Here is a 24,712-nt window from a genome sequence, read left to right as displayed (position 1 = left end):
CTTCCTCATATTAGCTTGAAAGTCGCTCATCTGCCGCGCGTATTCCGACAATCGGTGGGTATCACGTCGAAGCACGCCACTGCTGCACGAGGCGTGGCCCAACTGAATGCGAGGACACCATGCTCGGTCTCGGGATTATCGGATGGATCATCATCGGCGGTCTTGCCGGATGGATCGCGAGCAAGTTCATGAAGACGGACGCCCAACAGGGCATCTTGCTCAATATTGTCGTCGGGGTGGTCGGCGGTCTGCTCGGTGGGTTCCTGCTGAAGCTGCTCGGAGTCGACGTCGAGGGTGGCGGCCTTTGGTTCAGCTTCTTCACCTGTCTGGGCGGTGCCGTCATCCTGTTGTTCCTGGTTCGACTGGTCACCGGCGCCCGAGTCAGGTCCTGACCCCGCGTGCCACAGGCTCCTTTCCCGTAAGGTGTGAACGCTTGCGCCGGTCCTATCGTCGATATGGCGCAAACCGTTTGCATCGAGCACGAAAGAGGAGCCTGTGGCCCGCCGTCCCACCCCGCCCGGCACGCCTGAACGCACCGGAGTCGGCCACGTTGTCGATCTGGTCCGCAACGCGATCCCTCCGTTGCATCCCGCCGGGCTTCCGTTCGTCGCCGCACCCTTGGCGGTCGCCGTGGTCGGCGGCAAGCGCAAATGGGTGCGGCGCACCGGACTCTTCGCCGCCGCGGCCTGTGCGACCTTCTTCCGTCACCCGCGTCGCGTGCCGCCGAACCGGCCGGGCGTCGTGGTCGCCCCGGCGGATGGCGAGATCGCCTTGGTCGACACGGCCGCTCCCCCCGCCGAGCTGGGTCTCGGCGACGCGCCGCTGCCGCGCGTGAGCATCTTCCTGTCCGTGCTGGACGTCCACGTGCAGCGCACACCGGTCTCCGGCGTCGTGCGCACCGTGCTGCACCAGCCCGGCCAGTTCCGCTCCGCCGACCTGCCCGAGGCGAGCTCGGTGAACGAGCGCAACAGCATGGTGCTCCTGACGCCGGAGGGCGACCAGGTCGTCGTGGTGCAGATCGCCGGGCTGCTCGCGCGCCGGATCGTCTGCGACGCCCAGGTCGGCGACGTGCTGACCATCGCCGACACCTACGGCCTGATCCGTTTCGGCTCGCGGGTCGACACCTACTTCCCGGCGGGCACCGAACTGCTCGTGCAGCCCGGCCAGCGCACCATCGGCGGCGAGACAGTGCTCGCCGTGCTCGGCACATCCGCTGACGCGTGATGGAAGCGGCGGTATCCACCCAGCGGCGCAGGCGGCGGTCCGTCCGCCTGCTGCCGAGCATCGTCACCATCCTGGCGCTGTGCGCCGGGCTGTCGGCGGTGAAGTTCGGCCTCGACGGCAAACTCGGTATCGCGCTGGCCATGATCGGCGCGGCGGCCGTGCTGGACACCCTCGACGGCAGGCTCGCCAGAATGCTCGACGCAACCACGAAGATGGGCGCCGAGCTCGACTCGTTGTCGGATGCCATCTCCTTCGGCGTCGCCCCCGCGTTGGTGCTGTACGTGACCCTGCTCAGCAGCAACAGCGTCGGCTGGATCGTCGCGCTGCTGTTCGCCGTCAGCATCGTGCTGCGCCTGGCCCGGTTCAACACCCTGATGGACGACGACACCCGGCCGGATTGGTCGCGGGAGTACTTCGTCGGTGTGCCCGCTCCGGCGGGCGCGCTCATCGCGATGGTGCCGGTGGCCCTGTTCGTGCAGTTCGGCGACGGCTGGTGGGTCGGCTTCTACGAGGTCGCGGCGTGGACGGTGTTCTCGGCCGCGCTGTGCGTCAGCACCATCCCGACGCTGGCCATGAAATCGGTGTCGGTGGCGCCGCAGGCCGCGGCCGGGCTGCTGGTGCTGGTCGCGCTCGCAGCCGCGGCGCTGGTCACGTATCCGATCGTGCTGCTGCTGGTGCTGGTCGCGTTGTATCTGGGCCACATCCCGTTCGCCTGGCATTCCCAGCGCTGGGTGGCCGCGCGTCCGGAGACCTGGACGCACAAACCCGCCGAGCGGCGTGCGCAACGACGGGCGGACCGGCGGCTGCCAGGCATCCGTCGTCCGGCGATTCCGCGTCCGACCATCCCGCGTCCGGCGATCCGCGGCTCGGCCCGGCTGCGGCTGCGCCGACCTGGGGCGAAGCAACGCCAGAACGGTGATGGGCCGCCGCGCGCGGAGCTCTAGCGGCGGCTTCCGGAGCGGCCGCTTCCACTTCGCCGTGCCAATGCGCCGTGTCGCCGGATCGGCGCATCGGCACCTCCGCGCGCTGCGCTGGGAGCGGTACGGTCATGTCCGTCGGGCGGGTGGAGGAAGGTGCGTATGGAGCCGGACGGTTTGCGGGAATTCGAGGGGCATCGACCGCGCTTGTTCGCGCTCGCCTATCGGATGCTCGGCTCGGCAGGTGAGGCCGAGGACGCGGTGCAGGAGACCTATCTGCGCTGGGACGGCGCCGACCGCGGCGGTATCCGCTCCGCCGAGGCCTGGCTGACCACGGCGCTGGTGAATCTGTGCCGCACCTGGCTCGTTTCGGCGCGGGCCCGGCGGGAGAGCTACGTCGGGCCGTGGCTGCCCGAACCGGTGCCGACCGCGCGAGGCGAGCTCGGACCGCTGGAGACCGTCGAGGAGCGCGAACAGGTCTCGCTCGCGCTGCTGACCGCGCTGGAGCGGCTGACCCCGATCGAACGCGCGGTCTTCGTGCTGCGCGAGGCGTTCGGATACGCGCACCGCGAGATCGCCGACATGCTCGATATCACCGAGACGAACTCGCAGCAGATCTTCCGCAGGGCGGGCCTGCGGGTACGAGAGGACCGCCCCCGCTTCGGTATCACGCCCGACCATGCCCGCGAGTTGGTCGAGCGGTTCCTGAAGGCGGCGCGCGACGGCGACGTCGCGTCGCTGGAGCAGATGCTCGCCGCCGACGTGAGCGCGACGGCCGACGGCGGCGGCAAGGTGAACGCGGCGCGCCGTCCCGTGCGAGGTGCGGCGCAGGTGGCGCGGTACCTCGTCGGGCTCATGCGCTGGGAGGTGCCCGGCATGCGGCTGGTCGTGGAGGAGGTCAACGGCGCGCCCGCCGCGGTCGCACGGGTGAACGGTGCGCCACTGCTCGTGGTCGCGGTGGACGTGGCCGACGGCGCGGTCACCGCGCTGCGGTTGATCGTGAATCCGGACAAGCTCGCCTATTTCGCCGGGGCGAGCGGGTCGGCGGGCGCGGTGGACACAATGCCGGACCGGCTTCGCCGTCCGCTGTGACGCGCTTCACGGCACCGGTCTGTCAGGGATCGGGGCCCTGTCCGGTCTGAGTGTTGATGGCCGATCGAAAGGAGCCTCAGCAATGACCGGACAGCATCGGATCGTCGTTCTCGGCGCGGGGTACGCGGGACTGGCGGCGGCCCGCAGGCTCGCTCGCACGGCGCGGGACGCTCGGATCACCGTGGTGGACGCGCACGCGTCCTTCGTCGAGCGGGTACGGCTGCATCAGCAGGCGGCCGGGCAGCGGATCGCGGCATGGGATCTGCGGGAATCGCTGGAAAGCAAGGGCATCGGCTTCGTGCAAGCCCTGGCGACGGAGATCGATACGGTCGCGCGTCGGGTGGTGCTCGACACTGCGCCAGCACTCGATTACGACACTTTGATCTACGCCCTCGGTAGCGTCGCCGATCTCGCGAGCGTCCCCGGCGTCGCCGAACACGCCTTTTCGGTCGCCACGCAGGAAGACGTGCGCGGTCTGGCCGTGGCGGGCGGACCGGTGGCGATCGTCGGCGCCGGAGCCACCGGCATCGAGCTGGCGGCGGAACTGGCCGAATCGCATCCGGAGTCCCGGGTGATGCTGCTCGGGTCGGAGGAGCCGGGCGCCTGGCTGTCGGCGCGGGCGCAGGCGCACATCACGCGGACGCTGGAGCGACTCGGAGTCGAGATCCGGTCCGGCGCCAAGGTGATCGAGGTGACAGCCGAGGGGCCGCGCTTGGCCGACGGCTCACTGGTTGCGGCCGCCGCGACGGTGTGGACCACCGGTTTCCGGGTGCCCGACCTCGCCGCCCGCTCCGGTCTGGCGGTGGATCCCGACGGTCGGGTGCTCACCGACGCGACCTTGCGTTCGGTGTCGCACCCGGACGTTTTCGCCGCAGGTGACGCCGCCGTGGTCGCGGGGCCGGGCGGACGCGAACTGCGCATGGCGTGTGCCACCGCGCTGCCGACCGGCAAGCACGCGGCGGACGCCGCCGTCGCCCTGATGCGCGGTCGTGAGCCGAAGGAGCTGCGGTTCCGCTATGTGCTCCAGTGCCTCAGCCTGGGTCGCGGCGACGGGGTCGTCCAAGCGGTGCGCGCCGACGACGCACCGGCCAGGACGGTGCTGACCGGGCGCACGGCCGCGTGGGTGAAGGAACGCATCGTGCGCGGCGCGGCCTGGTCTGCGCGCCCGTGAGTCGCATCGTCAACTAACGGTTGACGATGCATCATCGTCAACTTATGGTTGACGCATGACCGAACAATTCCGCCTCGACGACCTGATCGACGGCATCAAGAAAGCCCGTCCCGACAATGTGCTCGAACAGCTGTCCGATGCCGTCGTCGTGGCGAATCACCTGGGTGAAGTGGCCGACCACCTGATCGGCCACTTCGTTGACCAGGCCCGGCGCTCCGGCGCCTCGTGGACCGATATCGGCGCCAGCATGGGCGTCACCAAGCAGGCCGCGCAGAAGCGGTTCGTGCCCAAGGTGCCCGATCCGGCCGCCGCGGCGGCCATGGACCCGAACGCGGGCTTCGCCCGTTTCACCCCGCGAGCGCGGGCGGTCGTGATGGCGGCGCAGGAGGCCGCGCGTACCGCGGGCAATCGGGAGATCTCCCTCGGGCACATGGTGCTGGGGTTGCTCACCGAACCCCAAGGTCTCGCGGTGCACGAACTCGTCAACCAGGGCGTGTCCGTCGACGTGATCGCCGCCGCCGCTTCCGCGTCGTTGCCGCAGGCCGAGGGGGACATCCCCGCGCTGATCCCGTTCGGCGCGGCGGCCAAGAAGGTCCTGGAACTCACCTTCCGTGAGGCGCTTCGGCTGGGGCACAACTACATCGGCACCGAGCACATGCTGCTGGCGCTGCTGGAACAGGAGAACGGCGCCGGTCTGCTCAGTGATCTCGGCGTCGACAAGGCGAGCGCCGAAGCGCATCTGGGCGAGCTGCTCGCGGTTATCAAGACCGAGAAGTCCTGATTCCGATGGGCGACGGGAAGTTTCGTGCGTGGACCGCGCTCGCCCTCGCGGTGCTCTTGCTGGTGATCGGCGTGGCCCGGCGATCGGTTGCCGCGCACGAGATTCGCAACGTCGTCAACGGATTGCGGGGCGCGCACGCCGCGCGGGCGCGCCATCGCCGGGCGCTGCGCACGCGGGGAGCCGGTATCCGCGGACCACGCGCGGCCGTTCCGGTCGCACACCACGCGACCTGGGCGGCGTGATCACCCTCGTCCGGCCAGGCCGCCGCCCCATCGGGGCCAGCGGGCTTGCGGTTTCGGCTCGGGAACCAACGGTTCGCGATGAATGTCGGTGACGAACAAAGGTAGTCGCGGTTCCAGCTCGGCGAGCAGTGCGAGGGCGCGCCCGCCTTGCGCCGCGCGGTACTCCCGCATGGTCAACCCGACGATCTGCAGGAACAGCACGCGGCCGTGCGGGCTGTCGATGGCGCCCAGTTCCGGGTCCGTCGTGAAGCAGACCGCGTGATTGGTGCAGTCCGCGTGGTCGGCCGCGATCGGCCCGTTCGTCTTGATGGTGTGCCCCGGTTCGAACCACTTGCCGGACTGGAAGACGTAGTGGGCGAGGTTCTGCATGAAGTTCGCAGGCCACGCGGGCGGTTCGGTGTCCTCGGGCCCGCGCGCCAAGCGGAAGGTGAACTCGAAGCCCCAGCCGGACTCCGCCGGGTTGTCCCATTCCTTCTCGTACAGCTCGGTCATCCCATAGCTGACGTAGTGCCAGTGCGGCACCGGATCGGTGCGGGAGTAGGCGCTGATCCCGTCGAGAGGGTCGGACCCGCCCAGCGACCACGGGTGGTCGGAGGCCCAATGGAAGGGTTCGATGTCCCCGTACAGCGGCCGCAACGCACCGTCGATGGCATCCCAGCCGGATCTCTCACTCACGCAGCCACCATAGGCAGGGGTGCGTCGGGCCCTATCCGGGGCGTCGGACACCGCGCCGGTCAGGCATCCGGCACGTTGCGGGCGAGCTCGTCCAGCCAGGCAGCCGCGGACGCGTCACTCGGCGCGCGCCAGTCGCCGCGCGGCGAGAGCGAGCCGCCGGAGCCGACCTTCGGCGCGTTCGGCAGCGTCGAGCGCTTGAACTGGCTGGTCTGCACGAAGCGGCGTAGGAACTCGCCCAGCCAGTGCTTGACGGTGGCGAGGTCGTAGGCGTTGCGCTGGTCGGCTGGGACCAGATCGGGCCAGCGGCCGGTCGCCGGATCGGACCAGGCGTGCCAGGCCAGGTAGGCGATACGGCTGGGCAGGTAGCCGAAGCGCAACAGGTAATAGAGGTGGAAGTCCTGCAATTCGTATGGGCCGACAGTGGCCTCGGAGCTCTGGGCCGGCGCGGAGGAGTCCTCGTGCGGAATCAGCTCCGGTGAGATCTCGGTGCGCAGGATCGACGAGAGCACCTCGTTCGCTTCGGCGCCGAACTGCTCGGTGTCCACCGCCCAGGCGATCAGGTACTTGATGAGCGTCTTGGGCACCGATGCGTTCACGCTGTAGTGCGCCATGTGGTCGCCGACGCCGAACGTGCACCAGCCCAGCGCGAGTTCGCTGAGGTCGCCGGTGCCGACCACCAGCGCGCCGTGCATATTGGCCAGCCGGAACAGGTGCGAGGTCCGCTCGCCCGCCTGCACGTTCTCGTAGGTGATGTCGTACACCGGCGCGCCGTCGGCGGCCGGATGGCCGAGGTCGCGCAGCATCTGCGTCGCCGATGGGGTGATGTCGATCTCGCGCGCCGTGACGCCGAGGGCGGCCATCAGGCGGTGCGCGTCGGTCCTGGTCCTGGTGCTGGTCGCGAAGCCGGGCATGGTGTAGGCGAGCACGTTCTCCCGGGGCAGGCCGAGCCGGTCCATCGTCTTGGCCGCCACGATCAGCGCCTGCGTGGAGTCCAAGCCGCCGGAGACCCCGATCACCACGCGCTGCGTGCCGGTGGCGCGCAATCGCGTGCTCAAGCCCTCAACCTGGATGTGGTGCACCTCGGCGCAGCGCTCGTTGCGCAAGGCGGGGTCGGCGGGGACGTAGGGGAAGCGCGCGAGCTCGCGCTCCAGCGCCACCGGGGCCTCGGGGACGGGCAGCCGCACGTCGATGTGCCGCAGCGAGGTCAGCCGGTCGCGGTGGTCGTGCACGTTGTCGGCGAAGCTGGTGGTGCGCAGCCGGTCCGCGGCGAGGCGGCGCAGGTCCAGGTCGGCGGTGACCAGCTGGGGATGATCGGAGAACCGCTCGCCCTCCGCGAGCAGGTCGCCGTTCTCGCAGATCAGTGCCTGGCCGTCCCAGGCGAGGTCGGTGGTCGACTCGCCGGTCCCCGCGGCGGAGTACAGGTATGCCGCGAGATAGCGCGCCGAATGCGAGGTGCACAGCGACCGCCGGTAGTCCGCCTTGCCGATCACGATGTTGCTCGCGGACAGGTTGATCAGCACGTTCGCCCCGGCCAGCGCGGCGAAGCCGCTGGGCGGCAACGGAACCCAGCCGTCCTCACAGATCTCCAGGTGGAAGACGAAGTCGTCCAGATTGCTCGCGCGGAACAACAGGTCGGATCCGAACGGCGCCCGGTGCCCGGCGACGGTGACGTGATCCTCCAGCGCCTCCCGCGCCGCCGCGAACTGACGCTTCTCGTAGAACTCCCGATAGTTCGGCAGGTAGCTCTTCGGCGCCACGCCGAGCACGATGCCCCGGCAGATCACGATCGCGCAGTTGAACAACCGGTGGTGCGCCCGCAGCGGCGCGCCTACCACGAGCACCGTGTCGATGTCCGTACTCGCCGCGACCACCCTGGCGAGCGCCGCCTCCACCGCCGCGTCCAGCGCGTCCTGGTGGAACAGGTCATCGGCGGTGTAGGAGGAGAGGCCCAGCTCGGGGAACACCGTGAGCACCGCCCCGGCCGCCGCGGCCTGCGTGGCCAGCTCGACGGTCTGTTCCACGTTGTAGGCGGGGTCGGCCACCCGGATCCGGGGTACCGCGACCGCCACCCGGGCGAAGCCGTGCCGGTAGAGCGAATCGAACGGCAGGTCGTCCACCCGCGTCCCCTTCCGGGCTGAGGTTGATCATGGTCCACCCGGAATCTACGCCGCCCCGGCCGCCTCGGCGCGGTGCCTGGTTCACCCTGTCCCCAGGAGGGGTGCTGTGACCAGCGCTTTCATCGTCGGCGCCGGGCGGCGCGAATCGTCCGGCCGAAGATGTGAACCACTGGCGGCTAAGCTATAGCAATGGCGGATGAAACGGATTCCGACCTAATAGCGGGGGAACGGCGCGCAGATCTGCTGCGCGCGCTTTCGTATGTGTCCACCGAGTCCCAACCGGACGGCAGCTACGTGGTGAACGGCGACCTGCCGCCCGACGTCGCCCCGCCGTTCATTCGCGCGATCATGCGGGTGGAGGCGGAGTTGCTGCTGCACGACGCCGAGCTCGTCACCGTCGAGGACGGCGAGCCCCGCACCCCGGAGGAACGCCGTACCGACGCGTTCGTCGCGCTGGTGCTCCGTGTCGACGACCGCCCCTAGCCCGCGCGGACCTTGCACTCGGCACCCCTGAGTGCTAAAAATGCTTTTGGCACTCTCGACCTGTGAGTGCCAGGTCGGGACGGTGAGACCGGGTTCCCTAGACACCCTCGGTCGTCCGTCGCGGGCACCGAACCTGGCCAGCGTAACTGGGGCGACCCAACCGGCGGTCGTCCTGTGTGTCAGCCATACACATGGAGGATCTCAACAACGCCATGGCCAAGACAATTGCGTATGACGAAGAGGCCCGCCGCGGCCTCGAGCGGGGTCTGAACAGCCTCGCCGACGCGGTCAAGGTGACGCTGGGCCCCAAGGGTCGCAACGTTGTCCTGGAGAAGAAGTGGGGCGCCCCCACGATCACCAACGATGGTGTGTCCATCGCCAAGGAGATCGAGCTGGAGGACCCGTACGAGAAGATCGGCGCCGAGCTGGTCAAGGAAGTCGCCAAGAAGACCGACGACGTCGCGGGCGACGGCACCACCACCGCGACCGTGCTCGCCCAGGCGCTGGTGCGCGAGGGCCTGCGCAACGTCGCGGCCGGCGCGAACCCGCTGGGCCTGAAGCGCGGCATCGAGAAGGCCGTCGAGGCCGTCACCGCCAAGCTGCTCGACACCGCCAAGGAGGTCGAGACCAAGGAGCAGATCGCCGCCACCGCCGGTATCTCGGCAGGCGACGCGTCCATCGGTGAGCTGATCGCCGAGGCCATGGACAAGGTCGGCAAGGAAGGCGTCATCACCGTCGAGGAGAGCAACACCTTCGGTCTCCAGCTGGAGCTCACCGAGGGCATGCGCTTCGACAAGGGCTACATCTCCGGCTACTTCGTCACCGACCCGGAGCGTCAGGAAGCGGTCCTCGAGGACCCGTACATCCTGCTGGTCGGCTCGAAGGTCTCCACCGTCAAGGACCTGCTGCCGCTGCTGGAGAAGGTCATCCAGGCGGGCAAGCCGCTGCTGATCATCGCCGAGGACGTCGAGGGCGAGGCCCTGTCCACCCTGGTGGTCAACAAGATCCGCGGCACCTTCAAGTCGGTCGCCGTGAAGGCTCCCGGCTTCGGTGACCGCCGCAAGGCTCAGCTGGCCGACATCGCCATCCTGACCGGTGGCGAGGTCATCAGCGAAGAGGTCGGCCTGTCGCTGGAGAACGCCGGCGTCGAGCTGCTCGGCCAGGCGCGCAAGGTCGTCGTCACCAAGGACGAGACCACCATCGTCGAGGGCGCGGGCGACGCGGAGGCGATCAAGGGCCGGGTCGCGCAGATCCGTACCGAGATCGAGAACTCCGACTCGGACTACGACCGGGAGAAGCTGCAGGAGCGTCTGGCCAAGCTGGCCGGCGGTGTCGCGGTGATCAAGGCGGGCGCGGCCACCGAGGTGGAGCTCAAGGAGCGCAAGCACCGCATCGAGGACGCCGTCCGCAACGCGAAGGCTGCCGTGGAGGAGGGCATCGTCGCCGGTGGTGGCGTGGCCCTGCTGCAGTCGGCTCCGGCGCTGGAGGAGCTGAAGCTCACCGGTGACGAGGCCACCGGCGCGAACATCGTGAAGGTCGCGCTGTCGGCTCCGCTGAAGCAGATCGCGTTCAACGCGGGCCTCGAGCCCGGCGTGGTCGCCGAGAAGGTCGCCAACCTGCCCGCGGGTCACGGCCTGAACGCCGACTCGGGCGAGTACGAGGACCTGCTGGCCGCCGGTGTCGCCGACCCGGTCAAGGTCACCCGTTCGGCGCTGCAGAACGCGGCCTCGATCGCGGCTCTGTTCCTGACCACGGAGGCCGTTGTCGCCGACAAGCCGGAGAAGGCCGCCGCTCCCGCCGGCGACCCGACCGGTGGCATGGGCGGCATGGACTTCTGAGTCCGGCCACCCGGCAACACATTTCGAACCGGAAGCCGGTCCACCGCGAGGTGGGCCGGCTTCCGGCGTTCCTGGTCAGATTCCGTCGAGAGTGACGACGGTGAAAGGCGTCTTCGGGGTGCCGGGACCCATCGGGCCGCCCTTGTCGAATTGGGAGGAGACGATCAGGATCCGGTCACCGGCGCGGGCCAGGGTGGTGGGGATGGACAGGGCTTCGTCGGTGCGTTGCTGCGCGAGCGTGGCCGTGGCGCCGTCGTCGGAGAGGGTCCAGCGGCTGATGGTGTTGGTCGTGTTGTGCGCGGCCCACAGGGTGTCGTCGCGCAGTTCCAGTCCGTCGCCCTGACGCAGATCGCCACCGCGCAAGGCCACCTTGCGGATCGGATTCGGGTCCGGAGTCAACGCGATGCGGTACAAGTCGCCGCGCGGCATGTCGACCGTGAGCAGATAGCGGCCTGCCGGATCGGCGACGATGCCGTTGAGGCTGAAGCCGCCCGGCTCGATCGGCGGCAGCGCGGAGTGCAGGTCGAACCGTGGGGTCAGTTCGGCTCGCCCACCCTGCGCTCTGGCGGCGGCCAGTTGATCGGGTGTCACGCGATAGACGAGCGCGCGTGTGCTGTCGGTCAGATACGCCGTGCCGTCCGGGGTGATGGCGAGATCGTTCACGAAGCGGGGCTCGCTTCCGGGCACGGTGAAGTCGGCGAGCAGCGCGCGGGTCGCGATGTCGTACACCGCGACGCCGGTTGTCGAGTCGGTCACCCACAGCCGTCCGGCCGCGTCGACTTTCAAGCCGTTGGCGGTCTTGTGGTTGTTCGCGCCTTCGGGCAGGAAGACCTCGGCTCGGTGCGCGTTTTGCGTCGCGCGATAGACGGCGCCGGTGGTGTAGGAGCCGACGTAGCTGTCTCCCGTCCGCGCGTCCACCGCGATGCCCTCGGGATAGGCCCGGTCGCTCGGTAGCTCGTAGGCGGTGTGGACGGCAGTGTTCGGTTCGTCGCTCGTGGCGCAGGCGACGAGCGGGAGGCAGGCGCTGGCTGCGGCCAGGCTCGACAGCAGGCGGAGGGGTAGTGCGTGGGGCATCGATTACCTCTTAGAGATCATGCATACAAATGTGCTCACATCAAGCAGACTGCTCGAATCTAAGTTAGAACTCTAATATCAGTCAAGACTGAAACAAGAAGACGTGCGGATACCATGCGTTTATGACGTCGATGCCCGCCGCCGAACGGATCGGCTCGTACCTCAAACGTGCCGAGCAGTCCCTCAATACGGCCAAGAACGCCGCGTTGAAACCGGCGGGCGTCACCGTGCCCCAATACGCCGCGCTGCTGTTCCTCGCCGAGAATCCCGGTATCTCCGCCGCCGCCCTGGCCCGGCTCTGCGGGGTCACCCCGCCCTCGATGAATACCGTGCTGGGCAATCTGCAGGACCGCGGGCTCATCGAGCGCACCCCGCACCCGTGGCACAAGAACGTCCTGGAGACCACGTTGACCGAGAAGGGCGCGGCGGTCATGCGCGACGCGGACGCCCGCGCCGTCCGAGTCGAACGCGCCTTGGCCGAAGAATTCACCGACGCCGAGCGAGCCTCCTTGCAGGACTTGCTGACTCGCTGTGCCGACCGATTGGACTCGATCCGCCCCGGCCCTGCCGCTTAGTCGCCGGTAGCGGGGCACGCGGTATGGCGAGTGCCCCGCCCGATCCCGGCGACGGGTAGCTCATGCCGGAACTGGAGCCCTGGTGGGGGACTGGGTCTTCTGGAGGGCGAGGGCGAGGGCGAGGCATGCGATGAGCGTGGAGGTCCACGGGAGCCACTGGCTGCCGGAGGAATCCAGCACGGTCGCACCGATGATCGACCCGATTCCCGCGCCGAGGTAGATGGCCGATCCGTTCAGGCCGAGGGCGACGGTGGGCGCGTCATGGGCGATGCCGAACAGCCGATGCTGTTGCGGAACCAGGATCGCCGAACCGAACAGCCCGGTGATGGCGAGCACCACGAACACCGCCCACGCGGCATGGACGGCCACGCCGAGCAGTGCGAGACCGACCAGCGCGCCCGCGAGTCCCACCGTCAGCGTGCGCTGCGGGCCGTAGCGGTCGACCGCCCGCCCGGCCTGCGCGTTGCCGATCACCTGGCCGATGCCCATGGCCAGCAACAGCCAGGCGAGCATGCCCTGCGGCACCGATGCCGCGACCACCACGGGCAGGTAGACGATGGTGGTGTAGACGGCGGTGATCTGTGTTGTCGTCACGATCAGCACCCGCAGCACCGGCGGACGGGTCAGCACGCCGATCCGGGCGCGCAGTCCCGTGCTCGGCAGGGTCACCCGTGGCAGTAGCAATACCAGCAGCGCGGCGATGGCTCCGCCGAGCGCGATGCCCCACAGCACGCCGCGCCAGCCGATCCAGCGCTCGGCGAAGATGCCGATCGGCACGCCCGCGACGCTGGACAGCGTGATGCCCGCCGTCACGATCGCCAGTGCCCGCCCCCGATGGGCTTCATCGGCGACGACGCCGGCGACGGCGTACGCGTTGGCCTGGAAGGCCGCCGCCCCGATGGCCGCGACGACGCGCGCCGCGGCCATGACGCCGAAGCTCTCCCCGGCGGCCTGTCCGATCATGCCGACCACGAAGAGCGCGGCGCCGCCACCGAGCAGCACGCGGCGATCCCAGGACCCGGTCGCCGCCGCGATCAGCGGTGCGGCGATGGCGTAGGTCCAGGCGAAGATCGTGGTCAGCTGCCCGGCGGTGGACACGGAGACGTGCAGATCGGCGGCGATCAGCGGAAGCAAGCCGCTGAGTACGAAGCCGTCGGTGCCGAGCACGAAAGTGCCCACGGCGAGCGGGAGGAGCGACCGGTAGAGATTATTTGATGGTTGTCGAAACATCATAGGATGAGCGTGAGATACAATTCGATCGTTGTCAAATGATCGGGGAATGGAGATGCGTACGCTGCCGCAGCCGAGTACCGCCGACATCGATCTGGTCCGCGTGCTGAGCGCGCTCGCCGACCCGGTGCGCCTGGAACTGGTGCGCGCGCTCGCCGGGGAACGGGAACCGTTGAGCTGCAATGTCCGAGAGTTCGATGTGGAGATCACGGCGGCCACCGCCTCGCACCACTGGAAGGTGCTGCGGGACGCGGGCGTCACGATGACGTTCGTCTCCGGCCGCAATCGGCTGGTCGCGCTACGGCGCGAAGATTTGAATCAGCGCTTCCCCGGCCTGCTGGACGCGGTCATCAGCGGCGCGCGGCGCTGACGACCGCCGCCGGTCAGCGCAAGATGAAAGCCACGAGAAACCCGGCCGCCGTGGCCATTCCGACCCACCAGCCGCCTTCTCGGTAGGCCTCCGGCATCAGTGAGTCGGCCAGTACCGCGATCGTGGCACCGCCGGCGAACGCTTGCACCGCGCCGATGTGGGTCTCGGACAAGTTGTCCGACAACGCGTTTCCGAGCATCGTGACCAGTACGAGCACCGCGCCGGTCGCCGTCCACAGCCAGAGGGCGCGGTGCCGCGCCACGCCGTGCTGGTCGCGCATCAGCGCGGCTCCGCTGATCGCCTCGGGCACGTTGCCCACGGCCACTGCCACCAGCAGCACCAGTCCGCCGCCGCCGGTCAGTGTGACGCCGAGCGCCGTGTTCTCCGGGACGCCGTCCAGCACCGCGCCCAGCATCAGCGCCCAGCCGAGCGCGCGGGGACCGAGCTTGTTCTCGATGAGGTGATCGGCCACCACATAGACCCCCGCGCCCGCGAGCAGCGCGATCGCGGCGATCGTCGCGTTCTGGCGAAAGGCGGGCTCGAACAGCTCGGTGGACACCGCCGCGATCATCGTGCCCGCGCCGAAGGCCATCAGGGAGGCGAGCACCGCCTTGGGCAGTTGCCACCGCGACCCGATGGCAGCGCCCAAGACCAGCGGTACGGCCGTGCCGAGTCCGTAGAGCAGCGCCTTCATCATGGGAACACCCTAAGTCGGCATGCCGGGCCATCGGGTCGGTCGTACGCTGAAGCCATGCCTGACCGCGTCCGGATCCGAGGCGTGCTCTACGACATCGACGGCGTCCTGGTGACCTCCTGGCGGGAGATCGCGGGCGCCGCCGCAGCGGTGCGCCGGATCCGGGAGAGCGGCCTGCGCCGGGCGTTTCTGACCAACACCACTTCGCGTACCTGCGCCGAGATCGCGGAACGCCTGTGCGGCGCGGGTATCGAGGTCGAACCCGCCGAGATCGTCACCGCCGCAAGACTCACCGCCGAGTTCGTGCGCGGGCGCTACCCCGGCGCCGCCGTCTGGGTGCTCAACCACGGCGACATCGATGCCGACCTCGCGGGTCTCCGGCTCGACGAGGAACATCCGGACGTGGTCGTGGTCGGCGGCGCGGGAGCGGAATTCACCCATGCCGCACTGAGTCGAGTGGCGGAACTGATGCTGGACGGCGTGCCCGTCGTCGCCATGCACAGCGGACTGACCTGGGCGACCGCGGACGGATTGCGTATCGACGCGGGGGCGTATCTGCCCGGCTTGGAGGCGGCGGGCAATGCCCGCATCGAGGTGGTGGGCAAGCCCGCGGCCCCCGGTTTCCGGACCGCCGCGGGGCTGATGCGCCTCGAGCCGGCGGAGGTCGTGATGATCGGAGACGATCTGTACTCGGATGTGCTTGCGGCGCAGGACGTCGGGTTGACCGGCGTGCTGGTGCGCACCGGCAAATTCCGGCCGGGCGTGCTGGCGTCGGCCGACCGCGCGCCGGATCACGTCATCGATTCCGTGGTCGATCTGCCGGAATTGCTGGGCGGTTCGGTGGGAGCCGGCGAACTCGCCGTAACCGACGAATCGGAATGAAACAAAAAATTCTACAGTTTCCCTCTAAAATTGCCCGCAAGCGCGACGCTGCTAGGTATCGTCTGTTCCGGCAAATAGCCAGTGACAAGAAATCTCCTACGGCCCAGATCGGAGTTGCCGAATGCTCGATCCGTGGAAAAGAGTGCTTGTGCGCAAGCTACTATGGTCGCCGGGCTTCTGTCCGGCGACCATTTGATGAGGTAGCAACTGCTCAGCCAACTTTCGGCTAACCATAGATTAGTCGAGGGTTGTAACGAAGGGCCCGATCCGTGACGATGAGTTCGGGCCCTTCTGTATTGTCTGCCCCAATGTCACAGGATGCGAATACGGGTCGAATGTATGCCGGGCAACCCGTGGAGGACCGGCAACGTCAGCGGCGTGCGCGTTTTCTGGAGTCAGGCCTGACGGTCTTCGCGCGGGACGGCTACGCCAACAGTTCGGTCGGCGCCATATGCAAGGACGCCGGACTCTCCTCGCGACAGTTCTACGAGGAGTTCACCGGGCGCGAGTCCCTGCTCCTAGAGCTGTACGAGCAGATCGACCGGGAGTCGCGGGACGCCGTGAAGAAAGCGTTGGACGCGAAGTCCGGCGCGAAGGCCCTGGACGTCATCGACGCCGCGGTTCGCGCCTACGTCGAATCCATCGGTTCCGATCCGCGCAAGGCACGCGTCGCCCTGGTGGAAGTGGTCGGCGCGGGCCCGAAGGTGGAAAAGTTCCGTCTCGCGGTGCGCCGGGAGTGGGGTTCGCTGCTGGCCGGCGCTGCCGAAGACGCCGCCCTGCACGGTGAGATACCCGCGGGCGACTACGAAATGCGGATGCTCGCCATCATCGGCGGTGTCAACTATGTGGTCGACTCGTGGAGCGGCGCGGAGCCGCGCCCGCCGCTCGACGACGTGATCCGGGTGCTCAGCAGGGTGATCATCGGCGCGGTCCGCGCATAGCGTCCCGGCCTGCGGGATCGGGCGCGATGAGCGCGGTAACGTGCGGGGATGCAAACAGTTCCGATCCAGATGCCGGACGGCACAACGGTCCCGGTGCGGTTGATCCCCGCCGGGGGGCCGCACCGGCACGCGGTGGGTCCGGACACGCCGCGACCGGTGCTGGTGATCGTGCCCGGGCTCGGCGTTCCGGGGGGCTACTACGAACTGTTCGCCTCGGGACTGGCCGCGCGCGGGTTCGACGTGGCCATCGGCGAGCTGCGCGGCAACGGCGACAGCAGGCCGAAGCCGAGCTCCGCCAGCACCTTCGGCTACCACGAACTGGTCTCGGTGGATTTCCCGGCGATCTTCGAGGTGGTCCGCGAGCAGTTCCCGGACAGCACGCCGTACCTGCTCGGTCACAGCATGGGCGGCCAGCTCGGCGTCATGTACGCCGCGCGCGTCCGTGGCAGGCTCGGCGGGCTGATCCTGGTCGCCTCCGGCACCCCCTATTACCGTGGCTATCGGGGACTTTCGGGTCCGGGCATGCTGGTCGGCACCGCGGCGATCTCGCTGACGGCCAACCTGGCCGGCTTCTGGCCCGGCGACCGTGTCTCGATGGGTTTCGGCCGCCAGTCCAAGGTGCTGATCTCCGACTGGGCCCGGCTGGCGCGCACCGGCCGGTTCGTTCCGGTCGGCGCGGACATCGACTACGAGGAGCGCATCGCGCGGCTGAAACTCCCGGTGCTGTCCATCACGATCACCGGCGACGACCTCACCCCGCCCAGCTCCGCCGAGCACCTGCTGGAGAAGCTGCCCAACGCGGAGGTGACGCGCTGGCGCCAGCCGGAACCGTTAGGCCACAACGGCTGGATCCGGCAGTACACCAGCACCGTCGACCAGATCGAGAAGTGGTTGCGCGACCGCTGAGCGTTGCTCCGCGTCGATCCGTCAGCCGCGTCGTTCGATCAGCATCTGGGTGAAGAACTCGTAGATCAGCGCCGCCTGGAAGGCCGACTGCTTGTTGTCGGCCGCGCCGCCGTGGCCGCCTTCGATGTTCTCGTGGTACCAGAACTCGTGGCCCTGCTCCTCGAGCAGGGCGGCCATCTTGCGGGCATGGCCGGGGTGCACCCGGTCGTCCCTGGTAGAGGTAGTGAGCAGGATCGGCGGGTAGGCGCGGTCGGCGCGCGCGTTCTGGTAGGGCGAGTACTTGCCGATGTACTCCCATTCCTCCGGTTTGTCCGGGTCGCCGTACTCGGCCATCCACGAAGCGCCCGCGAGCAGCAGGTGGTAGCGCTTCATATCCAGCAGCGGCACCTGGCAGACGATGGCGCCGAACAATTCGGGGTAGCGGGTCAGCATCACACCCATGAGCAGTCCGCCGTTGCTGCCGCCCACCGCGCCGAGCTGGTCCGCGGTGGTGATGCCGCGCGCGACGAGGTCTTTCGCGATCGAGGAGAAGTCCTCGTACACCTTGTGCCGGTTCGCTTTCTGCACCGAGGTGTGCCACTGCGGTCCGTACTCGCCGCCGCCACGGATGTTCGTCATCACCCACGTCCCGCCGCGCTCCAACCAGCCCATGCCGGACGCGCCGCTGTATGCGGGGGTTCGGGACACTTCGAAACCGCCGTAGCCGGACATCACCGTCGGCCCCGGCGCGTCCTTCTGGTCACGATGGCGGATCACGAAGTACGGCACCGGCGTGCCGTCGTCGGATGTGGCGAAGAACTGCTCGGTCTCCACCCCGTCGGCGTCGAAGAATCCGGGTTCCTGTTTGAGCCGCTCGGTGCGTCCACCGACGGCACTGGCCAGCAGCGTCGCCGGGGTGGTGAAGCCGCTGGTGTTGAGCATGAACTCGTCGCCGCTCTCCAGCGGGTCGAGATTCAGGACGCTGGTGGTGGCCATCGGCGGGGTATCGGCAAGCGGCTCGCGGCGCCAGCCGTCGGATTCCGGCGTCAGCACGTAGAGCTTGGTCTGCACGTCCTCGAGCGTGACCAGCAGCAGGTGGTTCTCGGTCCAGCCGTAGCCGTGCAGCGAGGTGTGCGCGTCCGGGGTGAAGATCACCTCGAATTCCCGTGCGCCGGAGAGGAACTTCTCGAAGTCGATGGCCAGCAGTGCGCCCGCGGGATAACTCGTGCCGCCGACCTCCCACGGCGACTTCAGCCGCACCAGCAGCCAGTCCTTGTACCAGGACTCACTGGCGTCGGTGGGGATGTCGAGGTGCCGCAGGGCGCCGTCGTCCTCCAACAGGTAGACCTCTTCGTTGAAGAAGTCGGTGGCGCGGCCGACGTAGTGCCGTTCGTAACCCGGCGTGCGGTCGTAACCCGCCGAGACCGCGACATCGCCGCTCTCGCCCTCGAAGACGGTGGTCGCCTCCTCCAGCGCGGTACCGCGCCGCCAGCGTTTCGCGATGCGCGGATATCCCGAATCGGTCAGTGTGCCGGGGCCGAAGTCGGTGCCCACGTACACCGAGTCGATGTCGATCCAGCGGATCTCCGACTTGGCCTCGGGCAGGAAGAACCCGCCATCGGCCGGATCGAGGAATACCCTGCGCTCCATGTCGAACTCGCGGACCACCTTCGCGTCCGCGCCGCCGCGCGACAGGCTGATCAGCGCGCGGGACTGTTCCGGGCGCAGCACCGCCGCGCCGCCCCACACCCAGTTCTCGTCCTCGTCGGCGGCCACCGCGTCCAGGTCGATCAGCACGTCCCAGTCCGGCGCGTCCTCGGCGTACTCGGCGAACGTGGTGCGCCGCCAGAGGCCGCGCGGGTGCTGGGCGTCCCGCCAGAAGTTGTAGAGCCAGGGCCCGCGGCGGGACGGGTAGGCGATCTTGGTGTCGGTGTCGAGCATGTCGAGGATGCGCCGCTCCAGGTCGCGGAAGCGATCGGAGTCGGCGAACCGGGCGCGCACGACCGTGTTGTGCGCGCGAGCCCAGTCCAGAGCGCGCTCGCCGGTCACTTCTTCCAGCCAGAGGTAGGGATCGGTCACATTCCGCTCAACGCCGCTCATCCCCACATTGTTGCCGAGCCGCGCGGCGCGGGGTCACCAGGAGTGCGCTACATCGATCACGATGCGCGATCCGCTGCCCGGCCCGGCCAGGGTGGACACCTGGAACGGCAATCGCGCGCGCGTGCCCAATCCGACGGTGGTCTGACCTTCGAAGGAACCGGCCCAGGCCACCTGGCGGAAGGTCCGGTAGTCCCGCACGTCGGCGAGTTCCGCCCGATTCGCGGGGGTGTAGGTGGGGTTGAACGCGTCGTCGTAGGCCGGGGCGTAGACGGCGATGCTCAGGAACGCGCCGCCGCGCAGCGCGACGGGTGCGCCGGAGCCGTCCATGACCACTCGCTCGACGTAGCCGACGTGATAACCGGTCACCGGACCGGCGATGTCGAGCACCAAGCGGTCGAAGCAGTCGTGCCGCCCGGCGCGGATCCCGGTCAGCGGCGTGAGCGTCCGGGCTCGGCTCACCTTGGGTATCGAACCCCAGCCGGAGGCGCACTCCGGGGCGGCGGAAGCCGGGGCGGGGGCGACGAAAAGACCGGCGAGGGTCACGAAGGAGACGAACAGGAAAAGCAAGCGACGCATGGTCGCACCGCCTTCGGGCGCAGGAGGGATTGATGTATAACATGCATCGGTCCAGGTGGATGCCTCGTTACCGGCGGGTGAGGGCGAAAAGTGTTGGCGGTCGCGGCAACTCGGTCACGGCACGGCGGTACGTCGGCTCGGCGTTCGCTGCGCGCCTGTGCTCGCTCGGCGCCAACAGTAGGATCGCTGCTTCGAGGCTGGATCCGACCAGGAGGTTCGAGGTTGCCACCCTTTCTCTGGGAACAGCACTGCTGTCTGCCGCTGTCGCCCGCGGCGCGCATCGGCGACCTCGCGCGCTACCCGGCCGGATCGTATCTGTCGGTGAACGTCGGCTACTCCCGGCAATCGACCACGGACTCCATGGCGCTGCTGGATCGATTCCGCCGGGATGCCGTGGCGGACGGTCGGTTCCGTCTGGTCGAGACCGTGGCGGACATCGGGGCCGCGGACACCATCGCGCTGGCCTTCGATCTGGAGGACGCCGGGCCGCTGGGCGGCGACCTGGACAACGTCGCTCGCTTCTACGACCTCGGCGTGCGGTCGTTGCTGCCCGCCTACAACCACGCCAACGCCGCGGGCTGCGGCTGCCTGGACACCGAGGACACCGGGCTGACCGGTTACGGGCGCGATCTCGTTCACGCGTTGAACGAAGTCGGCATGTTCGCCGACGGTTCGCATTGTTCCCGGCGCACCGGGCTGGAGCTGGCCGAGCTGAGCGTCGTCCCGATGATCTACAGCCACTCCAATTTCGCCGCGCTGTGGGACCACCCGCGCAACATCACCGACGACCAAGCGCGCGCCTGCGCCGCGACCGGCGGTGTCATCGGCGTCAACGGCGTCGGCATCTTCCTCGGCCGCAACGCGCCCCACGAGCGCGCCGAGCGGATCGCGGCGATGGCCCGCCACATCGAGTACGGCGTCGAGCTCGTCGGGATCGAACACATCGGCATAGGTTCGGACTACTCCTTCGACGCCGACGACTTCAACGCCGAACTACAGCAGAACCCCGAGGCCTTCTCCGAGGCGTACACCCAATGGGGGCCCCTCCACTGGACTCCGCCCGAAGACCTCCTCGGCCCCTCCGAAGTCCCCACCCTCGACGCGGCCCTCTCCCAGCGCGGCTTCACCCCCGCCGACCGGGCCGCGATCTTCGGTGAAAACTTCCGCCGCGTCGCCCGTCAGGTCTGGCGTAGCTGACGGGTGTGGCCCACGCCTCACTGTGGTGGGGGATGGGTGGGTGAACTACCCGCTGCGGAGTTAGGCTCGGGTCGTGACTTCCCACTACGATGTCGTCGTTCTCGGCGCTGGTCCCGGCGGATACGTCGCCGCTATCCGCGCCGCTCAACTCGGCCTGCGAACAGCGATCGTCGAGCAGAAATACTGGGGTGGTGTGTGCCTCAACGTCGGCTGCATCCCGTCCAAGGCGCTGCTGCGCAACGCCGAGCTCGCCCACATCTTCACCAAGGAGGCGAAGACCTTCGGCATCTCCGGTGAGGTGAACTTCGACTTCGGGGTCGCCTTCGACCGCAGCCGCAAGGTCGCCGACGGCCGGGTCAAGGGCGTCCACTTCCTGATGAAGAAGAACAAGATCGACGAGTTCGACGGCAAGGGCACCTTCACCGGCCCGAACTCGCTCTCGGTCGAGCTCACCAAGGGCGGCACCGAGTCGATCACCTTCGACAACGCGATCATCGCGGCGGGTACCGTCACCAAGCTGCTGCCCGGCACTCAGCTCAGCGCCAACGTGGTCACCTACGAGGAGCAGATCCTCACCCGTGACCTGCCCGGCTCGATCCTCATCGTCGGCGCCGGCGCGATCGGCATGGAGTTCGGCTACGTCCTGAAGAACTACGGCGTCGACGTGCGCATCGTGGAGTTCCTCGATCGCGCGCTGCCGAACGAGGACGCGGACGTCTCCAAGGAGATCACCAAGCAGTACAAGAAGCTCGGCATCACCATCACCACCGGTGCGGCCGTGCAGTCCATCGAGGACGACGGCGCCAAGGTCACCGTCGCGATCAAGGACAACAAGACCGGGTCGATCGAGACCGTCACCGTGGACAAGGTGCTGCAGGCCGTCGGCTTCGCCCCGCGCGTCGACGGCTACGGCCTGGAGACCACGGGCGTCGTGGTCACCGACCGGGGCGCGATCGGGATCGACGACTACATGCGCACCAACGTGCCGCACATCTACGCGATCGGCGACGTCACCGGGAAACTGCAGCTCGCGCACGTCGCGGAGGCCCAAGGCGTGGTCGCGGCCGAGACCATCGCGGGCGCGGAGACCGTTCCCCTCGGCGACTACCGGATGATGCCGCGCGCCACCTTCTGCCAGCCGCAGGTCGCCAGCTTCGGCCTGACCGAGCAGCAGGCCCGTGACGAGGGCTACGACGTGAAGGTCGCGACCTTCCCGTTCACCGCGAACGGCAAGGCCCACGGCCTCGGCGACCCGACCGGTTTCGTCAAGCTCGTCGCCGACGCCAAGTACGGCGAGTTGATCGGCGGACACCTCATCGGCCCGGACGTCTCCGAACTGCTGCCCGAACTCACCCTCGCGCAGAAGTGGGACCTGACGGTCAACGAGCTGACCCGCAACGTCCACACTCACCCGACGCTCAGCGAGGCCCTCCAGGAAGCCTTCCACGGCTTGGCCGGCCACATGATCAACTTCTGATCCCTTCGCGTCGAAAGGGCGTGCGGTCGATGATCGCACGCCCTTTTTCGCTGTCCGGCAAGGGTTTCCGCGCCGGTAGGGTCGTCGGCGGTCGGCATCGGTGCGAGCGTTCTGCTATACAGCGTGCATGTTTCGCAGGTGGCTGATCGGAAGTGTGCCGGTGCTCGTCGTGGTGGTGCTGCTGGGGACGGGCACCTTCTACCTGATGAAGGCGCGCACCTTCCAGTTGGCCGGTCACGTGGTCAGCCGGGTGGACACCGACGCGCGGGTAGTCGCGCTGACCTTGGACGACGGGCCGTCCGATCGCGCGCCCGAGGTGCTGAAAGTCCTCGCCGAGGCGCAGATTCCGGCGACCTTCTACCTGAACGGGCGTGATCTCGCCGAACACCCGGAGTACGGCCGGGCGATCGCCGTGGCGGGCCACGAGATCGGCAATCACACCTATTCGCATCGGCGGATGGTCTTCGTGACGCCCGGCACGGTCCGCGACGAAGTGGAGCGCACGGACGCCGAGATCATGCAGACGGGCTACGTGGGCCCGATCACCTTCCGTCCGCCTTACGGCAAGAAGTTGTGGGTGCTGCCGCATTATCTCGCCGAGCACGACCGCGTCACCGTGACCTGGGACGTCGAGCCCGATTCCGGCCGGGCCGGCGTTACCGCGGACGACATCGTCGCCGAGACGCTCGGCAAGGTCCGCCCCGGGTCGATCGTTCTGCTGCATGTCATGCACGGGAACGCGGTGCCCTCGATCGCCGCCATCCCGCGCATCGTCACCGAATTGCGTGCCGCGGGATACCAATTCGTCACGGTGTCCGATCTCATGTCCCGCTGATCCGACCGGCCCGGCGCACTGGCCGTCGTCGACGGCGGTCGATGCGCGGGGCTGCTGGGCGACGGCGGATTTCGCAGCCCGCGCCGACCGCGGAGCCGAGCCGATCGGCGGCGCGGCGAGGTCCGGTCGGCGGCGCACATCAGCCGCCGCGAGGTGGGGCGGGGTACGGCGTATCCGCTACTGCTACGCGCGCCCACGCGCCGATCCGGTGTCTGTCTCGCCACCCAGTGGTGGGCGCTCTCGGCCCGGCTCGGGTAGCCGGACGGGCCGCCCTGCTTCGCCTTGTGCGGGGCAAGTGGGCTATGCCCGCGCGGCCGCAGGCGCCGACGGAGGCGATGCGCCGGAGCGTCGGTGTTCGTGGCGCGGGATTCGTTCGGCTACCCGGCGGCCGGGAGCATGCCGTAGGCGTGAGTCGGGGTGAACAACACCAAGGCGCGGCGGTCGGTGACCATCGCGTCGCGGTATTCGTCCCAGTCGGGGTGCTCGCCGGTGGCGGTGCGGTAGTAGTCGACGAGTGCGTCGACGGTGGGGTCGTCTGGCTCGGCGGCGACGGGGGTGAGTTCGACCGTGCCTTCGAGGACGGCATACGCGAAGAAATCGTCGCGGGTCACGTGCAGCGCCGCCCACGGGTCTCGGACGAGGTTGTAGTACTTCGCCCGGTCGGCGGTGATGGAGATGCGAATGCGGCCATCCGCGCCGACGACGTGCAGCACGTTGGACAGTTGCGGTCGTCCGTTGCGGCGGATCGTGGTGAGCACGGACCTGCGGTGGTCGCGGGCGAAATCGACTGCGGCGGCGAGTTCCATGCCCGTGTAACCCGTGGTGACGCTGGTCTCTTCCCGTCAGTCGCGGTGGTAGGCGGCCTGCGCCTCGCGCACGCGCGGCATGTTGGTTTCCAGTACCCGGATGAGCGCCTCCAAGCGGTCGGCCACCTCGACACCCAGGTCGGTGAGGGTGTATTCGACCCGGGGCGGGATGGTCTCCTGCACCTCGCGGTGCACCATGCCGTCGCGTTCCAGGGCCTGCAGTGTCTGCGACAGCATGCGCTCGCTGACGCCGTCGACCCGCCGCCGCAAGGCGCTGAACCGGTACGGCCCCTCGCGCAGCGCGACCAGCGCCAGGGTGCCCCAACGACTGGCGACGTTCTGCAGGACCGGCCGCGACGTGCAGTTCCGGGCGAAGACGTCGGCTTCCAGCGTGGGATCGTCGGCGTCCGCCGAGGCAATGCGCTGGGTGGACATACTTCGATAGTACCCAACTTGACGACAGTGGCTACAAGGTGCATAGTGCTTACGAATAGTTAGTGCTATTCGAAGATGCCGATCTTGGAGGTAGT

General features: G+C 68.6%; 26 protein-coding genes. 17 read left to right on the top strand and 9 right to left on the bottom strand.

Translation table 11 applies throughout. The annotated features are described in order from the left end of the window. Positions 1-119: 119 nt before the first annotated feature. From ABZ824_RS09190 to ABZ824_RS09160, 7 genes are all read left to right on the top strand, one after another. Complete coding sequence (locus ABZ824_RS09190) at positions 120-392, top strand: GlsB/YeaQ/YmgE family stress response membrane protein (RefSeq protein ID WP_356962735.1); 273 nt, start codon at positions 120-122, stop codon at positions 390-392. A gap of 103 nt (positions 393-495) precedes the next feature. Next, a complete protein-coding gene (locus ABZ824_RS09185; protein ID WP_356962734.1) occupies positions 496-1,224 on the top strand; it encodes a phosphatidylserine decarboxylase in 729 nt (242 codons plus the stop codon). Further along, positions 1,224-2,168 carry a phosphatidylcholine/phosphatidylserine synthase gene (locus ABZ824_RS09180; protein WP_355071694.1) on the top strand — a complete coding sequence of 315 codons (945 nt, stop codon included), beginning with the start codon at positions 1,224-1,226 and terminating at the stop codon, positions 2,166-2,168. Before ABZ824_RS09185 ends, ABZ824_RS09180 begins: the two co-directional genes overlap by 1 nt. Before the next feature lie 135 nt (positions 2,169-2,303). Then, complete coding sequence (locus tag ABZ824_RS09175) at positions 2,304-3,233, top strand: RNA polymerase sigma-70 factor (protein ID WP_356962733.1); 930 nt, start codon at positions 2,304-2,306, stop codon at positions 3,231-3,233. Between the two features lie 82 nt (positions 3,234-3,315). Then, positions 3,316-4,404 carry an FAD-dependent oxidoreductase gene (locus ABZ824_RS09170; protein WP_356962731.1) on the top strand — a complete coding sequence of 363 codons (1,089 nt, stop codon included), beginning with the start codon at positions 3,316-3,318 and terminating at the stop codon, positions 4,402-4,404. Positions 4,405-4,459: 55 nt separating this feature from the next. Next, positions 4,460-5,185, top strand: a complete 726-nt coding sequence (locus ABZ824_RS09165) for a Clp protease N-terminal domain-containing protein (RefSeq protein ID WP_356962730.1) — start codon at positions 4,460-4,462, stop codon at positions 5,183-5,185. 5 nt (positions 5,186-5,190) lie between these two features. Beyond that, entirely contained in the window at positions 5,191-5,427 is a 237-nt protein-coding gene (locus ABZ824_RS09160) for a hypothetical protein (RefSeq protein WP_355071700.1), read from the top strand. Here ABZ824_RS09160 and ABZ824_RS09155 read toward each other — a convergent pair whose 3' ends face one another. Continuing rightward, positions 5,428-6,102, bottom strand: coding sequence for a suppressor of fused domain protein (locus ABZ824_RS09155; protein ID WP_356962729.1), 675 nt, complete (start codon positions 6,100-6,102; stop codon positions 5,428-5,430). A 59-nt stretch (positions 6,103-6,161) separates the two neighbouring features. Next, entirely contained in the window at positions 6,162-8,219 is a 2,058-nt protein-coding gene (locus ABZ824_RS09150; protein WP_356962728.1) for an NAD(+) synthase, read from the bottom strand. Between the two features lie 189 nt (positions 8,220-8,408). On the opposite strand from ABZ824_RS09150, the gene ABZ824_RS09145 reads away from it, so the two are divergent. Together ABZ824_RS09145 and groL are read left to right on the top strand one after the other, a co-directional pair. Beyond that, a complete protein-coding gene (locus ABZ824_RS09145; protein ID WP_355071706.1) occupies positions 8,409-8,702 on the top strand; it encodes a hypothetical protein in 294 nt (97 codons plus the stop codon). Between the two features lie 212 nt (positions 8,703-8,914). Beyond that, positions 8,915-10,540, top strand: a complete 1,626-nt coding sequence (gene groL / locus ABZ824_RS09140) for a chaperonin GroEL (RefSeq protein ID WP_355071708.1) — start codon at positions 8,915-8,917, stop codon at positions 10,538-10,540. A 75-nt stretch (positions 10,541-10,615) separates the two neighbouring features. Here the strand turns inward: groL and ABZ824_RS09135 are convergent, their stop codons facing one another. Further along, positions 10,616-11,614, bottom strand: a complete 999-nt coding sequence (locus tag ABZ824_RS09135) for a superoxide dismutase (protein WP_356962726.1) — start codon at positions 11,612-11,614, stop codon at positions 10,616-10,618. Between the two features lie 122 nt (positions 11,615-11,736). Between ABZ824_RS09135 and ABZ824_RS09130 the strand changes: the two genes are divergently transcribed. After that, the gene (locus ABZ824_RS09130) at positions 11,737-12,189 is read left to right on the top strand and encodes a MarR family transcriptional regulator (RefSeq protein ID WP_355071711.1); all 453 of its coding nucleotides are present in this window, start codon (positions 11,737-11,739) and stop codon (positions 12,187-12,189) included. A 60-nt stretch (positions 12,190-12,249) separates the two neighbouring features. On the opposite strand, the gene ABZ824_RS09125 is transcribed toward ABZ824_RS09130, so the two are convergent. After that, positions 12,250-13,368, bottom strand: coding sequence for an MFS transporter (locus tag ABZ824_RS09125; protein WP_356962724.1), 1,119 nt, complete (start codon positions 13,366-13,368; stop codon positions 12,250-12,252). Between the two features lie 100 nt (positions 13,369-13,468). Between ABZ824_RS09125 and ABZ824_RS09120 the strand changes: the two genes are divergently transcribed. Beyond that, positions 13,469-13,789, top strand: coding sequence for a helix-turn-helix transcriptional regulator (locus ABZ824_RS09120; RefSeq protein ID WP_355071715.1), 321 nt, complete (start codon positions 13,469-13,471; stop codon positions 13,787-13,789). Between the two features lie 13 nt (positions 13,790-13,802). Here the strand turns inward: ABZ824_RS09120 and ABZ824_RS09115 are convergent, their stop codons facing one another. Continuing rightward, positions 13,803-14,486: a ZIP family metal transporter gene (locus ABZ824_RS09115; RefSeq protein ID WP_355071716.1), complete on the bottom strand. Its 684-nt coding sequence runs from the start codon at positions 14,484-14,486 to the stop codon at positions 13,803-13,805. Positions 14,487-14,540: 54 nt separating this feature from the next. Between ABZ824_RS09115 and ABZ824_RS09110 the strand changes: the two genes are divergently transcribed. From ABZ824_RS09110 to ABZ824_RS09100, 3 genes are all read left to right on the top strand, one after another. Continuing rightward, positions 14,541-15,365 carry an HAD-IIA family hydrolase gene (locus ABZ824_RS09110; RefSeq protein WP_356962722.1) on the top strand — a complete coding sequence of 275 codons (825 nt, stop codon included), beginning with the start codon at positions 14,541-14,543 and terminating at the stop codon, positions 15,363-15,365. A gap of 308 nt (positions 15,366-15,673) precedes the next feature. Continuing rightward, positions 15,674-16,306 (top strand): TetR/AcrR family transcriptional regulator, encoded by a 633-nt coding sequence (locus tag ABZ824_RS09105; protein ID WP_355071720.1) that lies wholly within the window; start codon positions 15,674-15,676, stop codon positions 16,304-16,306. 48 nt (positions 16,307-16,354) lie between these two features. Continuing rightward, positions 16,355-17,212, top strand: a complete 858-nt coding sequence (locus ABZ824_RS09100) for an alpha/beta fold hydrolase (protein ID WP_356962720.1) — start codon at positions 16,355-16,357, stop codon at positions 17,210-17,212. Positions 17,213-17,233: 21 nt separating this feature from the next. Here the strand turns inward: ABZ824_RS09100 and ABZ824_RS09095 are convergent, their stop codons facing one another. Together ABZ824_RS09095 and ABZ824_RS09090 are read right to left on the bottom strand one after the other, a co-directional pair. Then, positions 17,234-19,291 carry a prolyl oligopeptidase family serine peptidase gene (locus ABZ824_RS09095; protein WP_356962719.1) on the bottom strand — a complete coding sequence of 686 codons (2,058 nt, stop codon included), beginning with the start codon at positions 19,289-19,291 and terminating at the stop codon, positions 17,234-17,236. Positions 19,292-19,324: 33 nt separating this feature from the next. Then, positions 19,325-19,867 carry a hypothetical protein gene (locus ABZ824_RS09090; RefSeq protein ID WP_356962717.1) on the bottom strand — a complete coding sequence of 181 codons (543 nt, stop codon included), beginning with the start codon at positions 19,865-19,867 and terminating at the stop codon, positions 19,325-19,327. A gap of 222 nt (positions 19,868-20,089) precedes the next feature. On the opposite strand from ABZ824_RS09090, the gene ABZ824_RS09085 reads away from it, so the two are divergent. From ABZ824_RS09085 to ABZ824_RS09075, 3 genes are all read left to right on the top strand, one after another. Continuing rightward, on the top strand, positions 20,090-21,064 hold the full coding sequence (locus ABZ824_RS09085; RefSeq protein WP_356962715.1) for a membrane dipeptidase: 975 nt from the start codon (positions 20,090-20,092) through the stop codon (positions 21,062-21,064). A gap of 73 nt (positions 21,065-21,137) precedes the next feature. Then, positions 21,138-22,541: a dihydrolipoyl dehydrogenase gene (gene lpdA, locus ABZ824_RS09080; protein ID WP_355071727.1), complete on the top strand. Its 1,404-nt coding sequence runs from the start codon at positions 21,138-21,140 to the stop codon at positions 22,539-22,541. Positions 22,542-22,668: 127 nt separating this feature from the next. Continuing rightward, positions 22,669-23,376, top strand: a complete 708-nt coding sequence (locus ABZ824_RS09075; protein WP_356962713.1) for a polysaccharide deacetylase family protein — start codon at positions 22,669-22,671, stop codon at positions 23,374-23,376. Positions 23,377-23,753: 377 nt separating this feature from the next. Here ABZ824_RS09075 and ABZ824_RS09070 read toward each other — a convergent pair whose 3' ends face one another. After that, positions 23,754-24,182, bottom strand: a complete 429-nt coding sequence (locus tag ABZ824_RS09070) for a PPOX class F420-dependent oxidoreductase (protein WP_355071731.1) — start codon at positions 24,180-24,182, stop codon at positions 23,754-23,756. A gap of 36 nt (positions 24,183-24,218) precedes the next feature. Next, positions 24,219-24,617 carry a helix-turn-helix domain-containing protein gene (locus ABZ824_RS09065; RefSeq protein ID WP_356962711.1) on the bottom strand — a complete coding sequence of 133 codons (399 nt, stop codon included), beginning with the start codon at positions 24,615-24,617 and terminating at the stop codon, positions 24,219-24,221. Positions 24,618-24,712: the final 95 nt, after the last annotated feature.

Origin of the sequence: Nocardia sp. NPDC047038 (genome assembly GCF_040644075.1) — a bacterium.
Taxonomy (GTDB): domain Bacteria; phylum Actinomycetota; class Actinomycetes; order Mycobacteriales; family Mycobacteriaceae; genus Nocardia; species Nocardia sichangensis.
Note: the sequence above shows the minus strand (reverse complement) of the source record. Positions and strands in the feature narration are given on the sequence as shown.